Below are 20,768 nucleotides of genomic sequence, written 5' to 3'. Positions count from 1 at the left end.
AAGGTCACGGGATCCGCTCCGGAATCGATCGGACGATCCCGGAGCCGGACTTTCTCACAACGTGAAGTGAAGGGCGATCATTACTTCGTCCCCTTCTTCTTGACCACGAGTGACTTCACACCTCGGAGGTCTTCTTGCTCGTCGAGGGCGCGAACGACCCGGAAGCCGACGAAGGTGGCGTCGGTGTGCCACCAGATGCTCTGGGGCCGTTGCGGATCTTGCACGCTCCACTCGAGGTTCGACGCCAGACGCGCCGCGCTCCGAAGCCGATCGGCATCATCGTCCCATGACCCGCCGCGGGCCACGTATGAGTATTCCTTGGCGGTGGGGAGCACGACCGGCCCCTTGGAGACCTTGCCCAGCGCCAGAGTACTGTAGAGGTCCGGAACGTAGTGGTCGAGGCACCACTCCGAGACGTTGCCATGCATGTCATGGAGTCCCCAAGGGTTCGGCTTCTTCTTGCCGACCGGCTGGGGCTTTTCGGCATTATCGACGTTCCAGGCGTACTCCTCGAGATTTGCCGGATCGTCGCCGAAGGAGTAGGTGGTCTTGGTGCCTGCACGGCAGGCGTACTCCCATTCCGCTTCGGTCGGCAGGCGATAGAGCTTGCCCGTCTTGGTCGAGAGCCACCGGCAATACTCCATCGCCGAGTGGTGGGTAATGCAGATGACCGGCTGGCCTTTCCTGCCCAGTCCGAAGGTCTCGTCGGCATAGGGAGGGGTCGGCCGGGTGATCGCGTCCGCCGCTTTCTCGCTCGCCGGTTGGTTGGCGGTATCGACGCCCTCGCGTTGTTTGCGCTTCAGGTCGAAGGCGAACGCGAATTCGTCGTACTCATCCCAGGTGACCTCTTTCTTGCCCATCCAGAAGGGGGCGATGGCCACCTCGTGCTGGGGCCCTTCGTCCTCACTCCGTTTCTCTTCGGTGGACGGGCTTCCCATCACGAACGTCCCACCCGGAATGGGAACCATTTCGAATTTCTGCTCGGTACCCGGAATCGATTCGACATAAAGCTTTATGTCTTCCGGGCGAGAGGCGTTCTTCTCTTCCTGAGCCACGCTAACCGAGGACCCGGCAAAACTGGCCAGAAACAGGCCGACTGCCACTGTCAAACAACGCAGCGAAAACAATCGCACTTGTGGTATTCTCCACGGAGGGTCGGGGGCGGTCGGCGCCCTCAAAACCGGGTCGCCGGAGGTTCAACAAGATGATCGCCCCACAGGGCCTTTGGTTACTGCTCGTCATGCAGACCGTCGGGGCCGGTTTTGATGCCGAGCCAACAACCCGGTTCGCTCGTTTCGACTTCGCCGAAACCCACATGGGGACCTCATTTAATACTGTTTTATACACAGAAGACGAGCAAACTGCCAGAAGCGCCTCCCAGGCTGCTTTCGCGAGAATCGCCACACTCGACGCCATTTTGAGCGACTATCAGCCGGAAAGCGAGCTGATGAGGTTGTGCCGGCAGGCCGGCGGACCTCCCGTCCCGGTCAGCGACCCGCTGTTCGAGGTCCTCACGCGAGCCAAGGCGATCTACGAGCAGTCCAACGGCGCATTCGACGTCACCGTGGCCCCGGTTGTCCGCCTCTGGCGCAGAGCGCGGCGCGACCGGAAAATGCCCGACCCCGACCGCCTGGCCGAAGCCCTCGCCCTGGTCGGTTCGGACAAGATGCTCCTCGACCCTCGGGCAAAGACGGTCCAGCTCACGAAGCCAGGCATGAAGCTCGACCTCGGCGGCCTGGCCAAAGGGTACGCGGCCGATGAAGCGCTTCGGACCTTGAAATCGAAGGGGGTGACCCGAGGCCTCGTCGCGGGCGCCGGGGACATCGTCGTGGGGGATCCGCCCCCTGGCCGGGACGGCTGGACGATCGGTATCGCCGCCTTGAATCCGGGCAAGGACGTACCTCGGCGCTATGTTTCCCTGAGCCATGCAGCCGTCTCAACCGCCGGCGATGCCGAGCAATTCGTCGAGATTGATGGCAAGCGATACTCCCATATCGTCGACCCGAGGACCGGCCTCGGCGTCGTCAACCGCTCGAACGTCACCGTTTTCGCGCGAGACGGCCTGACGGCCGATAGTCTCGACACCGCGATTTACGTCCTCGGGCCTGAGCGTGGACTCCCGCTCGTCGAGTCGACCGAAGGGGCTGCCGCCTTGATCGTCCGGCTCTCGCCAACGGGAGAAGAGACGATCGAGTCGCGACGGATGGGCCAGATTCCGTCAGCACGACCGAAGCCGAACGAAAAGGCCGTGCTCTCTCGTCCCTGATCAGGGCTCTTGTGATCGGCAAGGCGCTGGGCCCACGAACCGGTGCCCGGCCGGTTGCATCCCAAACACGACTCGGCCAGGACGCTTCGACCAGTGGCCGATCCGCCCGATACACGGGCGGGCAGCCTCGTCAGGCACGCTCCGTGAGTGTGAAAAATGGTGGCTCGCTCGTTTCGAGGACAGACGGGCCAAACCATTGAGACACAAGCAATCCTCCAGGAACCTCTGAACCTCTCGGCTACGCTTGATCGTCGTGAGGGGCTCGGTTGACAACGACGATCCGGTCGATCGCCGCAAAGAGTTCTTCCGCCCGAATCGGCTTCGAGATGTATTCGTCCATCCCGGCCGCGAGACAGAGCTCGCGATCCTCCTGCCGGGCCCGCGCGGTCAAGGCGATGACGGGCAAGTGCCCCTCCGCGTTCCGCTCACGCTCGCGGATAGCATGAATGACCTGGAATCCATCAAGATTGGGCATGTAGAGGTCGAGGAGCAGGATGTCGAAATCGGGCGTCAGGGGGCGTTCGTGGCTTGCTTCTAGCCCATCGATTCCCAGCATGTCCAACGCCTCCCGACCGTCAATCGCGAGCCGGACGTGGTGCCCCCGCCGACCTAACAGCCGAACCAGGTGGCGAGAATTGAACTCGCTGTCCTCGGCCACCAGGATCCGGAGCGGCGCCTTGGTCGGTACGGAGCCGACCTCCCCGGGCGGCGAGGTCTCGCCGTTTGCCTGGCTCACGGCGTCATTGATCGGTTCAGCGGAGCGCGGGCGCAACCCAAATCGCGCAGTGAAGGCAAAGGTGCTCCCCTGGCCGGGCTCGCTCTCCACGTGGATCGTCCCGCCCATCAGGCCGACCAGCCCCGCGGCGATGGTCAGGCCCAGGCCGGTGCCGCCGTATTGCCGCGTGGTCGAGCCGTCCTCTTGCTCGAACGCCTGAAAGATCCGCTCCTGACCGTCGGGCGGAATGCCGATGCCGGTGTCGGTCACCGCGAATCTCACCACCGTTTCCCCCTCGGACTCGGGGCTGTCCGCGAATGGTTCCACCCGCACGTCGGCACGCCCCTGCTTGGTGAACTTGATCGCGTTACCGACCAGGTTGAGGAGCACCTGGCGCAGCCGGCCCGCGTCACCAACCAGGGCGTCGGGGACGCCCGGCCGCACGTCGCAGGCCAGCTTCAGCCCCTTTTCATGAGCCCGAGCCTGGAGGGTCCGCATCGTCTCGCACAGGACCGCCCGAAGTGAGAATTCGGCTGGGTCCAGTTCCAGTTTGCCCGCCTCAATCTTCGAGTAGTCGAGCAGGCCGTCGATCAGGCCGAGGAGGCTTTCGGACGCGGCCTTGATCGTGAGCAGGCATTGCCGCTGGTCGTCGGTCAAGGGCGTCTCCAACACCAGCTCGGTCATGCCGAGGATGCCGCCGAAGGGGGTGCGAATCTCATGGCTGACGTTGGCCAGAAAGACGTCCTTCGCCCGGTTTGCCGCCTCAGCCGCCTCCTTGGCCAGGCGCAACTCGGCCTGGGCCTGCTTGAGTTCGGTGACGTCCACGAAGACGTTGATGGCCCCGACGATCCGGTCGCCCGCGTCCCGGATAGGGTCAATATTCACAAAAACGGGGATCCGTCGCCCCTCGGGCTGCTCGATGACGAGCTCCCGGTTGCGAAAAGCGGTCCCGTCCCGAAGCGCCTGGGCCATCGGCGACTGCTCGTGCAAGAGCTCGGTGCCGTCCGGCCAAACGAGCTTGGCGGCGCCGCAATAGCGGTGAACCCGATCGCCGATTCGCGGGGACCAGCCCCAAAGATTCGATGCATAGTCGTTATAATACGTCAAGACGCCTTCATGATTACATGCACACATAGCCAGCGGCAACTTCTCCACGAGGCGGCGAGACCTTTCCTCGCTCTCTCGCGGGACCTCCTCCTTGCGCGTCGCCTCCCGATTCTCGGGGACAGAGCCAAAGTCGCCGAAGAACAGGCTCGCGGGTCCGCCCGGTGGCGCCGCCGTGTCGATCGTCCAGCGGGAGTCGCCGATCTGGCGTCGGTGCCGCGTTCCGAGTGGGAAGGCCTCCGAGTGGATGGTGGCCAGAATGCCACCGATTCCGCCAGGTGCATCCTCATCGGGCACGGGGCGGCAGGCGATCGTTACAGGGGCCTTCTCACCAACCCCAGGGTGTTCGAACGCGAGCCCGATATCCTCGCACCAGGTCGCTGGCCCACCCTGGAACGGGGTATCGATGAGCGGGCCGAGCACCTCCCAGTGCTCCGACCAGCATTCCGCGGCCGGCTGCCCCACGGATTTCGGATGCCTTGCTCCCAGGATCAGCCGCATGGCGTCGTTGTAGATCTGAACGTAGTGCGGCCCCCACCACAAGATTCGAGGGCACCGGTTGGCCAGGAGCCTCAGCACAGTCTGGCTTAATGTAGGAGACCAGGTTTCCACGCCACCGATCGGCGTCTTTGACCAGTCGAACGACCGCAACAGAGAGCCCATCTCACCACAACCCGACAGATCGTCCAGGATGACGTCCTGCTGCATTGGCATGATCGCTCCTCCGCCAGATCGCCCCCTCCTTGGTTCGGCTCTTGACTCGATCAGCGGTATTCTACCTGACCCCGCGCCGGAAATCCGCACACCAGTGAGAACCAGAAACGCCGTGGCTACGCCAATTCATTGCACTCAGGAGATCGTCAATCCGAGCGAAGTCACAGCCATCAATCCCTCGATGCGCAGTCGCATGGCATGACCAGAGAAGCGGATGAGAGAAAGTGGGCGGCAAGACTTCCTCAGAAGGCGACGGCCAATCCCGGGCCCTTGTCGACGCGGCCAACGACCGTCGTACTTCCACCGACAACTCATCGAATGCGCACCGGATCTAGACCTGCATCCTACAATATCGAAAGTTATCGCCGCCGATAGATCAGAGATCTCACGAAGTGTTGTGACTGAAAACCCGGAGTCTGGTCCGTTCAGACCTGAATCCGGAGCTCCTTGTTCACCCAGGCGATCAAGCCTACGTCGGCAGGCGCGGTTTGTGAACACGGAGAAGAAAACCGGTTGAAACTGAGACTGTAGCAAGGATACCGGGATCTCGTTCCCACGCTCTTGCGTAGGAACGAGTTTCTCCCGCGTATTTCGGCCTCCGGGGCAGACAGACAGCCCGGTTTCCTTGCGACAGAGTCTCGAAACTCGTCGGTTCGGGGCTCAGCGCACGAATCCAAAGAACCTCGACAACAGGAAGATCGACGATGCGGAAACGTCTTCTCGGCAGTAGCGGTCTCAGCGTCTCGGCTCTCGGCCTCGGCTGCATGGGCATGAGTGAATTCTACGATCCCAAGGGAATGAGCGACGAAGAATCCATCCGCGTCATCCACCGCTTCCTGGACGCCGGCGGCGATTCCTCGACACGGCCGATATCTACGGAGTGGGGCGCAACGAAACGCTCGTCGGAAAGGCGATCGCCAATCGACGCGAGCAGGTCGTACTCGCGACCAAGTTCGGCAACGTCCGTAACGCCAATGGCGATTTTCTCGGAGTCCGCGGCGATCCGCAATACGTGAAAGAGTGCTGCGATGCAAGCCTGACGCGACTTCACGTCGATCACTTCGACCTCTACTACCAGCACCGCGTCGACCCCAATACGCCCATCGAAGAAACGGTCGGCGCCATGGCCGAACTGGTGCAAGCCGGTAAGGTCCGATACCTTGGGCTGTCGGAGGCCGCACCCGAGACAATTCGCCGCGCGGCGAAGGTCCATCCCATCACCGCGCTCCAAACGGAGTACTCGCTCTGGAGCCGTGAGGTCGAGCACGAGATCTTGCCGACCGTACGCGAACTCGGAATCGGATTCGTCGCCTATAGCCCACTGGGCCGTGGATTTCTCACGGGACAATTCCGAACGATCGACGACCTGCCCGCCGATGATTACCGTCGCAATGCGCCTCGCTATCAGGGGGAGAATTTTGCCAAGAACCTCGACCTGGTGAAAAAAATCGAGGAGCTCGCCAAAGTCAAAGGTTGTACTTCGAGCCAACTGGCCCTCGCCTGGGTCCTGGCTCAAGGCGAAGACATCGTGCCGATCCCTGGGACCAAACGGCTCAAATACCTCGAGGAGAATCTGAGCGCGGTCAACGTCCAACTCACTCCGGAAGACCTCGAGCAAATCAACAACGTCTTCCCGGTGGGGTCCGCGGCCGGTGATCGCTATCACGCCCAGGCCTTGAAAGCGGTCAATCTTTAGCGAAGATTTCCGTTCGCCGTTCAGATGACCGCTCGCTGCTCCCTGCTGGAGAGAACCATGAAAGCTGTCGGATACCGCGCCTCTCTGCCGATCACGGACGATCAGGCACTCATCGATCTCGAGTTGCCCAAACCGGACCCGGGCCCTCGAGATCTGCGGGTCGCGGTCCGCGCGGTTTCCGTCAATCCTGTCGATGTGAAAGTACGAATGAGGGCGGCGCCAGAAGCAGGCGAAGCCCGCGTGCTCGGCTTTGATGCGGCCGGAGTGGTCGACGCGGTCGGGGCCGACGTGACGCTGTTCCGACCGGGCGACGAGGTCAGCTACGCCGGCTCTCTCTCAAGGCCAGGCACGAACAGCGAGTTCCACCTGGTCGATGAGCGTATTGTGGGTCGAAAACCCAGTTCGCTCACTTTTGCTCAGGCCGCGGCCCTGCCACTCACTTCCATCACGGCGTGGGAACTGTTGTTCGATCGGCTCGGGGTCGGGTATGGAGTCAAAGCACCGGCAGGCACCCTGCTGATCATCAATGGCGCGGGGGGCGTCGGTTCCATCCTGAATCAGCTCGCGCGACGAATGACCGGACTGACCATTGTGGCCACGGCCTCCCGCCCTGAGACCAACGCCTGGTGCCGACAGTTGGGAGCTCACCATGTCATCGACCACCACCGACCACTCAACGAAGCGTTGAAGGAGATTGGGATCGATCGAGTCGAGTTCATTGCCAGCCTAAGTGCCACAGACAGGCATTTGCCCGCGATCATCGAGGCCATCGCCCCTGAGGGTAAGCTGGCGGTCATTGATGATCCCAAGGCACTCGACATCTTGCCATTCAAGCGCAAGAGTGCATCGGTCCACTGGGAGTTCATGTTCACCCGCCCTTTGTTTGGCACGGCCAACATGATCGCCCAGCACCATTTACTGAACGAAGTCGCCGACCTGGTCGATGCCGGAGTCTTATGCACCACAATGGTCGATGACGCCGGCCCCATCAACGCCGCGAATCTCCGTCGCGTGCATGCGCTCATCGAAAGCGGTCGTTCGATCGGCAAGACTGTCTTGTCCGGCTTCTAAACGGATCATCAAGTAGGCGAGCGGAGAGCCCAAGCACCCCGCTCGCCCATAGAATTCCAAGAACCAAGGGCGGCGCGGAAAGAATCATTCCCTGGGCACCCGCTCACTGCCTCAAAACCAATAAAATATCATTAATTCCTGAAACTGCTCAATGTCCACCCGTGGGTCGCACGATCATCTCGCTGACTGCGACGTCCCTGGGCTGCTCGATCGCAAAGAGGATCGCTCGGGCGATCGCGTCCGCCGGAATCGCCATCTCTCGGAATTCCTCGATCTGCTGCTTCGTCTCCTGGTCGGAGATGGTCTCGGCGAGTTCCGACTCCACCACGCCTGGTGAGATGATCGTCACCCGGATGTCGGGGCCAACCTCCTGACGCAGTCCGTCGGAGATCGCGCGGACCGCAAACTTGGTCGCGCAGTAAACAGCGCCCGTCGGCATGACGTAATGTCCCCCGATCGAGGAAATGTTAATAAACTGACCCGACTTCTGCGCCTTCATGATCGGCAGACCGGCCGCGACCCCATAGAGAAGCCCCTTGATATTAACATCGATCATTCGATCCCACTCGTCGACTTTGAGCTGTTCCAGCAACGAGAGTGGCATGATCCCTGCATTGTTGACCACCACGTCGACCCGGCCGTAGACATCCTTCGCCAGATTGACAAGTGACGCGACTTGATCACGTTTGGTGACGTCGACAGCCTGAAACTCCGCCGTGCCGCCGCCTGCTCTGATTTCCGAGACGAGGGCTTCCAACCTCTCGACCCGGCGGGCCCCCACCACAAGTCGAGCGCCGTGGCGGGCCAACATCCGCGCCGTGGCCTCGCCAATTCCACTACTCGCACCGGTGATGACGACGACCTTCCCCTCGATCCCATTTTCCTGCGTCGACATTGCCAGATCCTCCGAGAAATCAATCAATCCACCGCGGTCGAACGCCGCATTTCCAAGGGGATTGTACGAGGAGATGCGTAAAATCGATAACGCGATCCCGGGCAATCCTTGCATAATCCTGCAAGACCGAGCAGAATTCAGAGAATCTTGTCTGCGCCTCCCCATCAACAGAACTGGTAAGCAACGGATCGGGTTCCGAGGCAGTCCACACAATGCTTGAACCGAAACTCGCAGAACTCGCGGCCCTCGTGGAACGTTTCACCGGCCAGGACGGCGTGCATCCGACGGCGATCGCCCCGTTATGCCTTTATCGTTATTCGACGAGTTCCCCACAGTATCAGGGCATTTATGAACCTGGCCTCTGCATCATTGCCCAGGGCAGCAAACTGGTGATGCTTGGCGGGGAGACGTACCGATATGACCGGGCCCGATTCCTCCTGGTCTCCGTCGATCTCCCCGTGGTAAGTCAGGTCATCGATTCGTCGCCCGAATCTCCCTATCTGAGCCTCAAGATCGACCTTGATCCCGGCCAGATCGGCGATTTGCTGATGGATCTCGGGCCGTCACAGACGCAGGACGTACCGCTGGGACGGGGCATGGCGGTCGGCCCGATCGAATTCCCCTTGCTCGACGCGGTCGTTCGGCTCCTGCACCTGCTCGACAATCCGCGAGACATCGGCATCCTGGCGCCGCTGGCTCTGCGCGAGATCACGTATCGACTTCTGATGGGAGAGGAGGGGGCTCGACTCCGTCAGATTGCCGCGGAGGACGGGCAGGCCCAACGGATCGCCACGGCGATTCGGTGGATCAAGCGGAACTTTGCCCAGCCGTTCCGCATCGAGGCACTTGCCCGCGAGGTTCACATGAGTTCATCAGGGCTCCACCACCACTTCAAAGCCGTGACAGCGATGAGTCCGCTGCAATACCAGAAGCAATTGCGGCTCCAGGAAGCCCGGCGATTGATGCTGAGCGAGGCACTTGACGCGGCGGCCGCAGGATACCGCGTTGGGTATGAAAGCCCATCTCAGTTCAGCCGAGAGTACCGCCGCTTCTTCGGCGAACCTCCGCAACGCGATCTGAAATCGCTACGAAAGGCAGTTCAACCTCTGGAATTAAAGTAGCCAAGCGAAGCGCCTCAGGTTACGACAGCAATCCACAAGTGCCCCACATACACAAGTTGCTCTCTATGATTAGCCAGCGACATGAGGCGGTCCGCGCCCCCCCCCAGTCGACCGCTCAGTGTTCTTTGACGGACAATCATCATTGCGTCTCTAAATATTCCCCTTCATTTCCTCGCAGGACGAGCGAAAACCGCTTGGCTCCCGCCAAGTTTCAGACAGCGGATTCGCTGACCGCGAATTGCTCATCGGACCAATCGAATCTGGAAACGGAGCGTGTCCTGTGAATTCGTTACCTGAGAAGCGGCCGATGGCATTGCGGCCTCTCCTCCGGACTGGACTCGCGGTCGTTGCGATCAGTCTGGCAGCGAACTTCCTGGCTCGCCTGTACCATAAGCCCTCCGCGCCCATGCCGGCCCTTGCCACGACGCGAGGCGGGTTCGTCCAGTTGGCCGAGGGTCTGCCCACGAAAATTGACTCCGACGAACTGGTACGCGCCGGCCAAGAACGAGATGACAACGTGCTGGGGATGATTTTTTGCTGGTGTCCGCCAGGCGCGTTCTCCTTGGGCGGCGGCCCGAGGAATCCCTCCGGAAGGTATCTGGACAGCAATCCGGTATGGGTGACCCTCAGTCGCGGGTTTTGGATGGGCAAGTTCGAGGTGACCCAGGCCGATTGGCAACGTGTCATGGGCAAGACCTTGGCTCAACAGCGGGCCATCGATCCAGGGCGACCCCGCCCACTCGGGGACGGATCCAAGCGTCCCCATGCAGGCGAAGGTCCGAATTATCCCATCTACTTTATGAACCACGATGAGGCCGAGGAGTTCTGTTTCCGGCTCACCACGACCGAACGCGCAGCGGGCCGGCTCGAAGTGGGGTGGGTCTACTGCCTGCCAACCGAGGCGCAGTGGGAGTTCGCCTGCCGTGCAGGGACGACAACAGCCACGGCATTCGGCAACCGACTCGGGAGTGTGCAAGCCAATTTCGACGGGACCGAGCCCTTCAACAACGCACCCAACGGACCCTACCACCATGGCGTGATGCCGATCGGCAGCTATCCCGCAAACGCCTGGGGGCTGCACGACATGCACGGAAACGTCTGGGAATGGTGCCGTGATCATGCGAAGCCACAGCCGATGAGCGGCACTCACTCATTCAGAGGGCTGACCTCGTCAAATCGGGCGTTTCGCGGTGGCTGCTGGTATGACAAAGGACCGCGCTGCTTGTCCACGGCACGTGCCGTGGGTACGGTCCAAAGTTGCGGCTCCGGCCTGGGCTTCCGCGTGGCCCTCGTCTCGACCGAACTTTGGAAGGAGGCGAATTCCGTGCCTCAGGTCCCTTTGCAGCGTCACGTCGAATCTCAATTCGAGCCTTGAGCACCCCGTTTCGGGATCGGAGTAGCACGGCCGGCCGTACCCTCCTCGGCCCAGGGCCATTCCTTAGACTCCCGCCGATCCGGAGGGAATTACGGCCGGGCCGGCCGTGCTACTGCAAACCAACCCGGTGCGGAAACCGTAAGAATCCTCGGTTCTATCGCTCGGTCGCGGGTCGTTTTTTAGTAGTATCCGCCCGAAGCGAACAGAGTCTCACCGTTGAGCCACGCGGAGTCCTCGGAGGCAAGGAAGACGGCGATCATGGCGATGTCTTTCGGCTGACCGATGCGACCGAGTGGAGTCCGCGCAAGCGCCTGTTTAAGTAAATCCGTATCCATGAATCCGGCGGAATGCACGCCTTCGGTCTCCACCATCCCGGGATTGAGTGAGTTCACTCGGATGTTTCTCGCTCCCAGCTCCCTGGCGAGCGATTTCGTGACGGCATCCACGGCCGCCTTGGTGGCGCTGTATACCGAGGCGCCCGGTGGAGGCGAGTCCCCAGCGACAGAGCCGATATTGATGATGCTCCCACCGGCCGCATCGAAGTGCTCCACGGCCGCCTTCGTCGCGAAAATCAGGCCCAGGACATTGAGGTTGAACTGCTTGTGAAAGTGTTCCTCCGTGATCCCATCCAGCGGCGAAAACTCATAAATACCAGCATTATTGACCAGAATGTCGAGCCGGCCGTACGCCTTCTTCGACTCGGAAAAGAGCCGGTCGATCTCCGTCGGCTTTGAGACGTCCGCCCGCACGGCAATCGCCTGTCCGCCCGCACTGACAATCTCGGACACGACGCTGTCAGCAGCCTCCTTGCTGGAGGAGTAGTTGACCACGACCGCCGCTCCCGCCTCGGCGAGTTGCTTCGCAATCGAAGCGCCAATCCCTTTGGAAGCTCCTGTGACGACGGCGACTTGCCCTTCGAGCTTTTTCGACATCGTAATCCTCAGGAAAAGAGTGCCCGTTCAGAACTTGATTTCCGTGGTTTGATCGCGAACGAATCAGATCACTCAGCGCTACCGATCAAGGTGTTCCAGGGAGAATTCGTCGAGCGGTTGGACCACCGCGATCCCTTACATTACTCACAAACACGTCGAGCCGGCCGAAAGCTCGCCCGGACTCGGCGACGGCCGTCTTAACCGTCAAGGCACCAGCTCGACCCGTTTGAAGTGCCAAAGCCGTCGCCTCCGCCAACGCAATGGGGCAAACCACCTCGTCAGCCTTCTCCCCAGCCATATCCCTGACCGCCATTTCTATACCATTCGGTAAGAAATGTAGGAACGAGGCCGATCCAGGTCAAGGGAGCCGGGGCATTCTCAGGTATCAATTCAAGAAGGCGAGCTGCGCCGGGCGGCCCGCTTGTCAACGATCTTGATGACGTCTGTGACCATGAGATGGAGGTCTGCTGGCGGCAAGGCTGAGGAGGGTGGATCTCAATTCGCGTCAGAAGAATGCGTGCGAGGCGACCGGCCGTCCGCGATTCAAATCGCGCGAATTCCGAAGGTGGCCTGCCGGCACTGCCACCCAGCCGCGTTGGGGTCGAGGAGGCCCGGCGGCTCCATTCTCTTGAGCTTTGGCCTGCCACGCGCGATGATTCTCGAGGACCGGTGTCGCGTATCCGATCGGGCACAAGGGCCTGGGCAGGATTCGCCTGTACGTCCGGGGCGACCGGCCGGGGGCGGTCCGGCAACTCGGCGGCCCACCCGGCAAGACTGGGATCGACCGCATCAAATTCAGGAGAGCCTGGCGACGCGTCGTTCTCTCAGAATCAACCTGAAGCCCCATCCACGGAGCCGAGGAGGACTCGAATTCGTTCCAGGGCGCGGAGGTGTCGCATTTTCACCGCTCCCTCAGTGAGCCCGGCAGCCAAGGCGATCTCAGGGAACGAAAGGTCCTCGAGATACCGCAAAACCAGTACCTCGCGATCGCGAGCGGCGAGTTCATCGAGCACCTTTCGGACCTGCTGACACAGTTCACCGCGAATGACATGCTGGCTGGGAGTACTCTGGCTAGAGGCGAGCACGTCGGCAAGCTGACCCATCGTTTCATCCGGCAAAAACCCGCCCCCCGCTTGCTCCCGAAATAAACTCCGCTTGTCCGTAAAGAGATGGTGCCGGTGGAGTTGGATGACACGTTCCTGCGCGAAGCGACGGAGCCAGGGATAGAACGGAAGGGGGGGAGCACTGAGATAGGCCTCAAGGTTCATGCCGGCATCGGTCAGAACGTCTTGAACAACATCGGAAGGATCGAGTCGAGATGCGATGCGGCGGTCGAGCCGAACGGCAACCATCTGCTTAAGCTTGGGCCGATACTTCTCGAGTAACCGCCCCACAGCCACCGCATCGCCTTTGCCGGCTTGCCGAAGGAGAGACTCAGTTTCCGAGTCATTGATCGCCATTGCAAAACCCCTCTGGACCCAACTCAAAAGACCGCGGCTAAAAGAAAAGGAAGATTAGGTCACAGATTTAGTGACAGTTGCGTCCCGATCGATTCGAAGTCGATCGGGCGCTGCCCTCGGGAGTCCTGCAACTCACGTTCCAGCCTCTTCCTCCGCCAAACAGACCCTAGATCGGTCGAGAATCACCAATATTTCGCAATCTCAGGCGATTCTCCGTTACCTTTTTTCGATTCTTGCAGAACTTAATAAAGAGGGGACATCCAGGTGGACCTGAGCGGGAAGAAGCCTTCTTCAGTTCATGGGTGAGTAACCACAGGCGAGCATAGCCTCGTCGTCTCACCTCGTCGACTGTTTGGCGGCCAACGCGAACCCACCGGAACATCATTAACCCAAATTGAGTAATCGTAATTTAGTGTTCCATTAAGTAATACGAGACCTTGGCCGCTCCCACCATGTCGAGTGCGGAAGCCGAGTTATCGTGCCTCTCAGTTAAGCCTCGTGATGCCAATTAAAAGATTGAGACGAGATCTTGCCGTACCGTTTAAAAAGAGCTACGGTCGTCCAACGGCCTCCGCTTGATCGACATCTTGGAGATTTCGATCTTGTACGACGGCAAGATCCTCGCCGCTACCCTCACACAAGAAAGCCTCGGTGAATTCCGAGATCAGCCAAACGCGGATGGAGATCGATGTGAGCCTCAACACTTGAGGCGGGATTTCCATTAGGGGCGACGTCGCCCTCCGTCTTGAATCGGTCCGACGAAGTTCTCCCTCTTACCTCTCACGGCAGGGACGGGCACGAAGGAGGTAGGAATATTCAAGTGGCTTTTGCCTTCGCGGCCCACATGCTTCTCATCTCAGTGCGCGACCGGATCACCAACGAGTCCGGCGAACACACCTCATGAACATCCCATTCAACAAGGATGTCGACGAGGACGAGGCGGAAGTGGGCGACCCAATCCTGGCGCGATGGGCCGCGGAACTGGCCGATCGGCTCCAGGCTGGTGAGTCCCCGGACCTGGAACGGTACACCCGGGAGCACCCGGAGCGTGCCGAGCAACTCAGCCGGTTACTGCCCACGATCGCGATGATGGTCAACCTCGGAACGGCTGCGGATCAGCCCTGCGCTTCGAGATTCGACCTCGGGGTGGGGCAGGAGACTGTAGGCGATTTCCGCCCGATGCTGTCAGGGCACACCAAAGCGGTGCACCAGGAGCCGTAGAACCGCACCTCAAGCCCGCAACCAATCAGCAGCGAACAAATCTAACCAATCGCGATATTGCCGCCAGTTGAAGGCTTCGGGCCATTGGCGGTCGCCCACGAGGACTCTCGGAGCGCGGTGGCGAATTCCGGGTCCGTCTCGCCTATTTCGTCATGCAGCCGCTCCGAGTCGACTCCGACGGCGGGCAGGGCATCAGCCTGGTCCTGGTTTTCGACGACGACGTTGTGGCCGACGTAGCGGCCAGGCGGCAGGCTAACCCCGATGACCACCGCGCCCAGGCCGATCACGCACCCTTCGCCGATGACCGCGTCGTGCACCATCGCTTTGAAACCAATGAAGCAACGGTCACCGATGTAGCAGGGGCCATGGATCAACGCGTGGTGGGTCAGGCAAACACCCCGGCCAATATAAACAGAGTAAGCTCGCCCCTCGACCAGGATGAGCTTGCCCGGCAAACCGTGCAGAGTCACGCCATCTTGAATGTTCGTGTCGGATCCGATATAGAACGGCGTCCCCTCGTCGGCACGCACCGACGTGTCTGGCCCAATTGAGACATGCTCACCCACACTGACATCGCCGATGACCGTGGCCCGGGGATCGACGAACCCCGAGGCGGCGATCGTAGGGAGGGCCATCCGACAGTTCCATGAGGTCGCCGCCCCCAACCCGGTCGACTCGGACCTGAGCGTGCCCAGGGGCGACACCCGCCCTCGTCGCTCGCGAGCGGGATCCTCGGCCGCAACGGTCGTGCCCTGGCTCCGGGAAATGACCGCGCGGACCTTGGGTACGGGCGTCCGGTCGAGCGCCCCGATTCCCTCCAGAGCGTGCTCGAGGGCAGCACACCGGCCCTCGGCCTGGCAGGCCTGACAGAGGTTCTCCGGCCTGATCTCGGCGGCGGCGTGGAGCATTGCGTCCCGCAGAAAAGCGTAGGTGGGGCAGTCCCGCAAGGCAGGGAACTGCACGTGGTCCAGGCCTCGCAGCCGCGTAGTGACCGAGTCCGTCGGTCTGGCCAACAGGACCTCGGCGCCTCGGCGGCGGAGCAATCCGACGGCCTCCTCGAGCATCTCGGCACCGGTCACATCAAGGAAGTGCACCTGATCCAGGTCGAGCACCACGCAGCGATCACCATTTACACGGCTCATGGCGTTTCGTAAGTGGAAACCGGAGGCGAAGAAGAGCGGCCCTTCGACCCGGATCAGCCGGACGGCCTGGCAGTGCCCGGCGTCGTCATCCGGTGCGCCCGGGGTCACCTCGGACAGCGGGACCGACCGGACATTGAGCTGAGACATCTGGTAGACGACGTAGAGGAAGGCAGCGAGCATTCCCACCGGGACTCCGACAATCAGGTCGGTCATGAGAATCGTCCCGGCCGTGGTCAGAAACACGGCCGCCTCGGCCCGGCTACCACGCCAGAGAGCCCGAAGCATCCGGAACTCGATCATCCGCAGCGCCACTGCCATCAGCACCCCGGCCAGGGCCGCCAGTGGGATCCGGGCCACGAACGGGGCCAGCGCAAACATCATGGCCAGTAAGATCAATGCGTGGAGAATCGCCGCCAGCCGGGTCCGTGCCCCCGCCTGGATGTTCGTCGCCGATCGGGCGATCACCCCAGTCACCGGGAGACCGCCGAACAAGGCCGAGGCCAGGTTACCCAGGCCCTGGCCGATCAGCTCCTGGTCATGGTCCGTGCGAATCCCCTTGGCCAGGGAATCGACCACCGAGGCCGAGAGCAGCGACTCCAGTGAGGCCAGCAGAAAGATCGCCAGGGCGGCAATCACCAGCTCATTCCACAACCCCCAAGGCACCGGCCGCAGGCTCGGCCACGGGATCTGCGTGGGCAATTCACCCAGCAGCGCCACTCGAGTCCAGCCAAACACAATCGGTAGCACGGTCGCAACGACGACCGCGATCAAGGGGGTAGGCAACCTCCGCGAGCCCCTGGGCAGGCCGAGCATCGCTCCGGCCGCGGCCAGGCCGACTACGATCGACATGGGCTCGGCTCGGTGGACCTGCCGCACCGTCTCCCAGAGCAAGGCCAGCGCCCCCCCCTCCTCGGTGTGGGAAACCTCATAGCCAAGGATCACGGGCAACTGGGTGCAGAGAATCGTCAGGCCAATGCCGGAAAGGAAGCCGGCGATCACCGGCCGAGGGATCAATTGCATGAGCCGGCCGAGCCGCAACGCCCCGGCCAAGAGCTGGAGAATCGCGGCGATCAGAGTTGACGCCACCAGCCCCGATACACCGTATTTCGCCACGATCTCCGAGACCAGGAACGTCATGGCCGCGGCCGGGCCCGAAATCTGGAGCCGGCAGCCGCCGAAGAGCGCTACGACGATGCCCCCGACGATCGCCGTGATCAGGCCGACCACCGGCCCCACACCCGAGGCCCTGGCGATCGCCAGCGAGAGCGGCATAGCCACCAGGGCGACCGATATCCCCGCCAGCGCATCGGCCACCACAGTCCCGGGCCGGAACATCAATCGCCACTCGCCCCAGAGGTAAGCGAGTTGAGCGCCTGGGTCGAGCCAATACCCTGCGTCCGGGCGAGGCCCGGACCTGGTTGACGGGCTGGCAGATCCCGTGCGAAGTTCGTCTTCCGCCATCGCAGTCCCCCCCCCCCTTCGAAAACCAGGCACGGCCGCCCAATGACACGCCATCACTTACCTGAGCCGTCTCGTCCGACGAGACCGCCACGGTCATTGGCCCCTGTCACTGTCGTTTTTGGCGCGAGTGGGGAGTGTCGGCTCAGCAGAGCGGCGACTGGATCCAGTACCGGAGCTCGCGGCCGACGGCGAGGAAATGGCCGGCGCACGGAACGAGCCGAGAGACATGCATCGCGGGGAGCGTCGCGCCCCTCGGGAAACTCAAAGGACCAATCAGACCGCGGCGGAAGCTGGGCGATGAAGACCCGCCGAAGTTGAGCTCGTCCCGCGTCGTTTCTTCGCCGCGATCGTCTTCCTCTTCGGGGGGCGTGTCATCGACCGGATCGGCATCCGAGGAGACTGGGGCGGGAAATGAGCCGAGGGGCGCAAAGGCCGAGCGGGACACCCTGAGCAGGCCAACTTGAGCGAACAGGCCGGCAATCAGAAAGAGTACGACCGGGAAGTGGAAGGTGCGGGATTTCATTGCGGCACCCCGTCCGGGGCATGGCCACATGGCAAGTTGCATCGCTTTCTACGGCATATCATACAGACAGAAACCGCTCGTGGATATGCCATCCGATGGAGCCATCCGCCGGTCCAGCTCATTCAAAACGACCGCTGCGGCCGGTCCCTCTCGCGAGGCAGCCACGACTTCCTCGAACCGGGTGGCTCGATCCCGAGAACCTGAGGCCTGGCCTCACCCGAGGTCGACGACAAACGCCGTCGGCACCCCCGCCTCCACGAGGGCACGGGCCAGGTTAACCCAGGCCTCACAACGGTCAAGAATGGCGGCATCGGCAGTCACAACCGGGTCGCCAGGGGTGGTGAGGAGAGCGTCGGGGTCGGGTACGACCTCGGCGGACCACCCGGCGTGCTCCTCGCGGATCATTGCGGCGAGTCGGCCGCTATTAGAAACCGGAGCGTCGAGCAGCCAGGTGCACGGGCCGACGCCCCACTCCGCCAGCCACCGCGCCGCGAGCCTGAGAGCCGGCCGCGTCTCCTCCACACGTCGATACGTCCCGTGCACGCCGGCCAGATCGCGGAAGCAGCCATCACGGCCGCCCAGAACGATCCCGCCCCCGAGGGCCGACTCCAGAGTGAGCACCAGGTTGAACCCGTCGACTCGAAGCGGCCGACCCCGAAGCGCACCGAGATCGAGCCGGCTCGCCCGTCGACGGGCCAGGGCCTCGTCGGAGCAGGCGGAGCGGAAAACGGCCGTCCGTTGCCGCTCCACCAGGCGATGGCGGTCGCCGACCAGCTTCAATGCTGACGGCAAGGCATATCCTCGAGAGAGCAGCCACGACAGGTCGGCCACGGCCGCCGTGAGAGCAGGCCGGGCCTCACGGCTGAACCAGACCCCGTCCTCAGGTCCGGAACCACGGTGCTTGCGCGTGTCGGGCACGGTTCCCCTCCTCGCCGGCCGCCGGAGAGTCCCTGTTCTCCTCCCTCAACCGCCCGTAGTCGAGCCTCATCCCATCGTTCACAGAGACTCCGCAAGACGATTGGAGCTCCCGGTCACGCCTTCCTTCATCCCCGTCTGGATGACTTGGGGGCGAGACCAGGAGCACCCCACCCGACCTGGCTGGAATCACGGACTTGGCGTTGCTGTGTAGCCAGGGCCGCGGACGGCGCGACCGGGCTTGGCGCCTGTGTGCTTGCCGTCTTCGACAACGAGGACGCCGTTGACGTACACGAAGCGGATGCCGATGGAGTTCTGGTGTGGCTGCTCGAAGGTGGCGCGGTCAGCGATGGTGGCGGGGTCGAAAACGACGACATCGGCCCGGAAGCCTTCGCGGAGCAATCCACGGTCGGGGATCGAGAGACGGGCAGCGACGGCGGAGGTCATCTTGCGGATGGCATCTTCCAGGGGGATCACCGACTCGTCGCGGACGTACTTGCCGAGGATGCGCGGGAATGTGCCGTAGGAACGGGGATGAGTCAGACCTTTCGCCTTGGCGGGGTTATGGCCCGACGCGTCTGTGCCGAACTTGATCCAGGGCTGCTGAAGCTGAAGCTTCACATTGGCCTCGGACATCATGAAATAGATCGTGCTGACCCGCTGACGCTCGGTCAGGATCAGGTCGATGGCGGTGTCGACCCAATCCTTGTTCTGATCCTTGGCGATCTCGGACAGGCGTTTGCCAACGTACTTTTTGTGCTCGGGCTTATTCAGGCCGAGGACCATCACGCCTTCGGGCGTCGAGAGTTCGGCCAGGTTCTCCCAGTCCGACGTCGGATGGAGAATCTCCTCGCGGATCTTGGCCCTGATCTGGGGATCGGCAAGGTTCGCGAACAGTTTGCCGTCGGCCGAGGCCCAGGGAGGGAGGCAGGCGGTCAGGCCGGTCCCGGCTGCATCATATGGGTACATGTCCGCGCTCACGTCCTGGCCCCGAGCGCGAGCGTCGGCGATCCGGGCGATGGCCGCGGCGGCCTTCTCCCAGTTCCGCTTGCCCGCGGCCTTGAGGTGATAGATTTCGACCGGAACGCCCCCCTCGCGACCGATCCGGATCGCCTCATCGATCCCTTCCAGGAGGCGGTCGGCCTCGGACCGCATATGAGTAATGTAGACGCCACCGTACGGGGCCATGGCGCGGGAGAGTTCGATCAGATCCTCGGTCGAGACGAAGCTGTCGGGCGGGTAGATCAGGGCCGAGGCCAGGCCGAAGGCGCCGTCCTTCATGGCGTCGCGGACCAGCCGCTTCATCAGTTCCAGCTCCTCAACGGAGGGAGCGCCTGGCGTCATCCCCTTGGCGTAGCTTCGAATCGTGGCCGAGCCGACGAACGATCCGAAGTTGACCGACCCGCCGTGGGCTTCCATGGCGCGGAGCCAGGCGTCGAATCCACGGGGTCCGTCGAATTTGGAATTCTTCCGCGACGGGGCGTTGGAGTCCCCCTCGCCCAGAATCTCGGTGGTCACGCCCTGCGTCACCTTGCCGATCAGGCGACCATCGCCGGAGAGCAGTTCCTCGCGGGAGTGGCCCTGGATATCAATGAACCCAGGGGCGATCACCAGCCCCGAAGCGTCGACCCGTTTTTTGGTCGGAGCGTCTCCGAGCCGGCCGGTGGGCGTGATCCGCGCGATCGTGTCGCCCCGGATCGCGACATCGCCCAGGAACCAGGCGTTGCCGGTCCCGTCCACCACCCGGCCGCCCGCCAGGATCAGGTCATAGGGCGGGTCGTCAGCGCCTCGGGCAAGCGCGGCCATGGCCATGGCCAGGCAAAGGAACAGGGCAGATCGGAAGGGAAGTCGGATCATGGAGGCATCTCGGTTCGTCGGCCGAGCCTTCCCCGCGCCGACGCGACCCGGGTCCCGGCCCATCGAGGTCCGAGGATAATCCCAACCCTCTCCGACGGCAACCGTCCGGCCACACGGATGCGCTGAGCCGAGGCCGCATCCTGGCCACAACTGTAGGCCGATCGGATCGCAACGAAGGACAGCCTCGCGTCTGAGGTCGAGCGCGGTACTCAGTCAGCAAGTTGGATCGCACCGCGGAATGAGTCGATGGGCTCTCCACCACCGCCGCCTGGTCCAAACCGGCCTCCCGCAGATCGGTGG

The 20,768-nt window shown here is 62.4% G+C and carries 14 protein-coding genes and 1 pseudogene; 6 read left to right on the top strand and 9 right to left on the bottom strand.

Annotated features, from left to right (window positions below; all coding sequences use genetic code 11):
- Positions 1-80 precede the first annotated feature (80 nt).
- Complete coding sequence (locus V5E97_RS32445) at positions 81-968, bottom strand: formylglycine-generating enzyme family protein (RefSeq protein WP_406695685.1); 888 nt, start codon at positions 966-968, stop codon at positions 81-83.
- Between the two features lie 236 nt (positions 969-1,204).
- Here V5E97_RS32445 and V5E97_RS32440 point away from each other — a divergent pair, with 236 nt between their 5' ends.
- The gene (locus tag V5E97_RS32440) at positions 1,205-2,266 is read left to right on the top strand and encodes an FAD:protein FMN transferase (RefSeq protein ID WP_406695684.1); all 1,062 of its coding nucleotides are present in this window, start codon (positions 1,205-1,207) and stop codon (positions 2,264-2,266) included.
- A gap of 238 nt (positions 2,267-2,504) precedes the next feature.
- On the opposite strand, the gene V5E97_RS32435 is transcribed toward V5E97_RS32440, so the two are convergent.
- Entirely contained in the window at positions 2,505-4,799 is a 2,295-nt protein-coding gene (locus tag V5E97_RS32435) for an ATP-binding protein (RefSeq protein ID WP_406695683.1), read from the bottom strand.
- Between the two features lie 704 nt (positions 4,800-5,503).
- On the opposite strand from V5E97_RS32435, the pseudogene V5E97_RS32430 reads away from it, so the two are divergent.
- Positions 5,504-6,495, top strand: a pseudogene (locus V5E97_RS32430) (aldo/keto reductase).
- Between the two features lie 57 nt (positions 6,496-6,552).
- The gene (locus tag V5E97_RS32425; RefSeq protein ID WP_406695682.1) at positions 6,553-7,566 is read left to right on the top strand and encodes a zinc-binding alcohol dehydrogenase family protein; all 1,014 of its coding nucleotides are present in this window, start codon (positions 6,553-6,555) and stop codon (positions 7,564-7,566) included.
- 148 nt (positions 7,567-7,714) lie between these two features.
- Here the strand turns inward: V5E97_RS32425 and V5E97_RS32420 are convergent, their stop codons facing one another.
- The gene (locus V5E97_RS32420; protein WP_406695681.1) at positions 7,715-8,461 is read right to left on the bottom strand and encodes an SDR family oxidoreductase; all 747 of its coding nucleotides are present in this window, start codon (positions 8,459-8,461) and stop codon (positions 7,715-7,717) included.
- Positions 8,462-8,673: 212 nt separating this feature from the next.
- Between V5E97_RS32420 and V5E97_RS32415 the strand changes: the two genes are divergently transcribed.
- Positions 8,674-9,582: an AraC family transcriptional regulator gene (locus V5E97_RS32415; protein WP_406695680.1), complete on the top strand. Its 909-nt coding sequence runs from the start codon at positions 8,674-8,676 to the stop codon at positions 9,580-9,582.
- Between the two features lie 307 nt (positions 9,583-9,889).
- On the top strand, positions 9,890-10,957 hold the full coding sequence (locus V5E97_RS32410) for a formylglycine-generating enzyme family protein (protein WP_406695679.1): 1,068 nt from the start codon (positions 9,890-9,892) through the stop codon (positions 10,955-10,957).
- A gap of 179 nt (positions 10,958-11,136) precedes the next feature.
- Here the strand turns inward: V5E97_RS32410 and V5E97_RS32405 are convergent, their stop codons facing one another.
- Entirely contained in the window at positions 11,137-11,889 is a 753-nt protein-coding gene (locus tag V5E97_RS32405) for an SDR family NAD(P)-dependent oxidoreductase (RefSeq protein ID WP_406695678.1), read from the bottom strand.
- 830 nt (positions 11,890-12,719) lie between these two features.
- Positions 12,720-13,349 (bottom strand): sigma-70 family RNA polymerase sigma factor, encoded by a 630-nt coding sequence (locus tag V5E97_RS32400; protein WP_406695677.1) that lies wholly within the window; start codon positions 13,347-13,349, stop codon positions 12,720-12,722.
- 900 nt (positions 13,350-14,249) lie between these two features.
- Here V5E97_RS32400 and V5E97_RS32395 point away from each other — a divergent pair.
- Positions 14,250-14,570, top strand: coding sequence for a hypothetical protein (locus V5E97_RS32395; RefSeq protein WP_406695676.1), 321 nt, complete (start codon positions 14,250-14,252; stop codon positions 14,568-14,570).
- Positions 14,571-14,611: 41 nt separating this feature from the next.
- On the opposite strand, the gene V5E97_RS32390 is transcribed toward V5E97_RS32395, so the two are convergent.
- The 4 genes from V5E97_RS32390 to V5E97_RS32375 all read right to left on the bottom strand — a co-directional run bounded on the left by V5E97_RS32390 (position 14,612) and on the right by V5E97_RS32375 (position 20,468).
- Positions 14,612-17,173, bottom strand: a complete 2,562-nt coding sequence (locus tag V5E97_RS32390) for a SulP family inorganic anion transporter (protein WP_406695675.1) — start codon at positions 17,171-17,173, stop codon at positions 14,612-14,614.
- A 142-nt stretch (positions 17,174-17,315) separates the two neighbouring features.
- Positions 17,316-17,696 carry a hypothetical protein gene (locus V5E97_RS32385; protein ID WP_406695674.1) on the bottom strand — a complete coding sequence of 127 codons (381 nt, stop codon included), beginning with the start codon at positions 17,694-17,696 and terminating at the stop codon, positions 17,316-17,318.
- Positions 17,697-17,909: 213 nt separating this feature from the next.
- On the bottom strand, positions 17,910-18,614 hold the full coding sequence (locus V5E97_RS32380; protein WP_406695673.1) for a DUF434 domain-containing protein: 705 nt from the start codon (positions 18,612-18,614) through the stop codon (positions 17,910-17,912).
- Between the two features lie 186 nt (positions 18,615-18,800).
- Entirely contained in the window at positions 18,801-20,468 is a 1,668-nt protein-coding gene (locus V5E97_RS32375; RefSeq protein WP_406695671.1) for an N-acyl-D-amino-acid deacylase family protein, read from the bottom strand.
- Positions 20,469-20,768: the final 300 nt, after the last annotated feature.

Source organism: Singulisphaera photorubra (assembly GCF_045290345.1).
In the GTDB taxonomy this organism is placed as follows: Bacteria; Planctomycetota; Planctomycetia; order Isosphaerales; family Isosphaeraceae; genus Singulisphaera.
The sequence above is the reverse complement of the archived record's forward strand: the minus strand, read 5'-3'. Positions and strand labels throughout refer to the sequence as shown.

Excerpts from the sequence above, each read along its gene's own strand:
- V5E97_RS32400 (WP_406695677.1), bottom strand. The coding sequence starts at position 13,349 with ATGGCGATCAATGACTCGGAAACTGAGTCTCTCCTTCGGCAAGCCGGC.
- V5E97_RS32410 (WP_406695679.1), top strand. The coding sequence starts at position 9,890 with ATGGCATTGCGGCCTCTCCTCCGGACTGGACTCGCGGTCGTTGCGATC.
- V5E97_RS32395 (WP_406695676.1), top strand. The coding sequence starts at position 14,250 with ATGAACATCCCATTCAACAAGGATGTCGACGAGGACGAGGCGGAAGTG.
- V5E97_RS32385 (WP_406695674.1), bottom strand. The coding sequence starts at position 17,696 with ATGAAATCCCGCACCTTCCACTTCCCGGTCGTACTCTTTCTGATTGCC.
- V5E97_RS32420 (WP_406695681.1), bottom strand. The coding sequence starts at position 8,461 with ATGTCGACGCAGGAAAATGGGATCGAGGGGAAGGTCGTCGTCATCACC.
- V5E97_RS32435 (WP_406695683.1), bottom strand. The coding sequence starts at position 4,799 with ATGCCAATGCAGCAGGACGTCATCCTGGACGATCTGTCGGGTTGTGGT.
- V5E97_RS32440 (WP_406695684.1), top strand. The coding sequence starts at position 1,205 with ATGATCGCCCCACAGGGCCTTTGGTTACTGCTCGTCATGCAGACCGTC.
- V5E97_RS32375 (WP_406695671.1), bottom strand. The coding sequence starts at position 20,468 with ATGATCCGACTTCCCTTCCGATCTGCCCTGTTCCTTTGCCTGGCCATG.
- V5E97_RS32425 (WP_406695682.1), top strand. The coding sequence starts at position 6,553 with ATGAAAGCTGTCGGATACCGCGCCTCTCTGCCGATCACGGACGATCAG.
- V5E97_RS32390 (WP_406695675.1), bottom strand. The coding sequence starts at position 17,173 with ATGGCGGAAGACGAACTTCGCACGGGATCTGCCAGCCCGTCAACCAGG.
- V5E97_RS32445 (WP_406695685.1), bottom strand. The coding sequence starts at position 968 with ATGGTTCCCATTCCGGGTGGGACGTTCGTGATGGGAAGCCCGTCCACC.
- V5E97_RS32415 (WP_406695680.1), top strand. The coding sequence starts at position 8,674 with ATGCTTGAACCGAAACTCGCAGAACTCGCGGCCCTCGTGGAACGTTTC.
- V5E97_RS32405 (WP_406695678.1), bottom strand. The coding sequence starts at position 11,889 with ATGTCGAAAAAGCTCGAAGGGCAAGTCGCCGTCGTCACAGGAGCTTCC.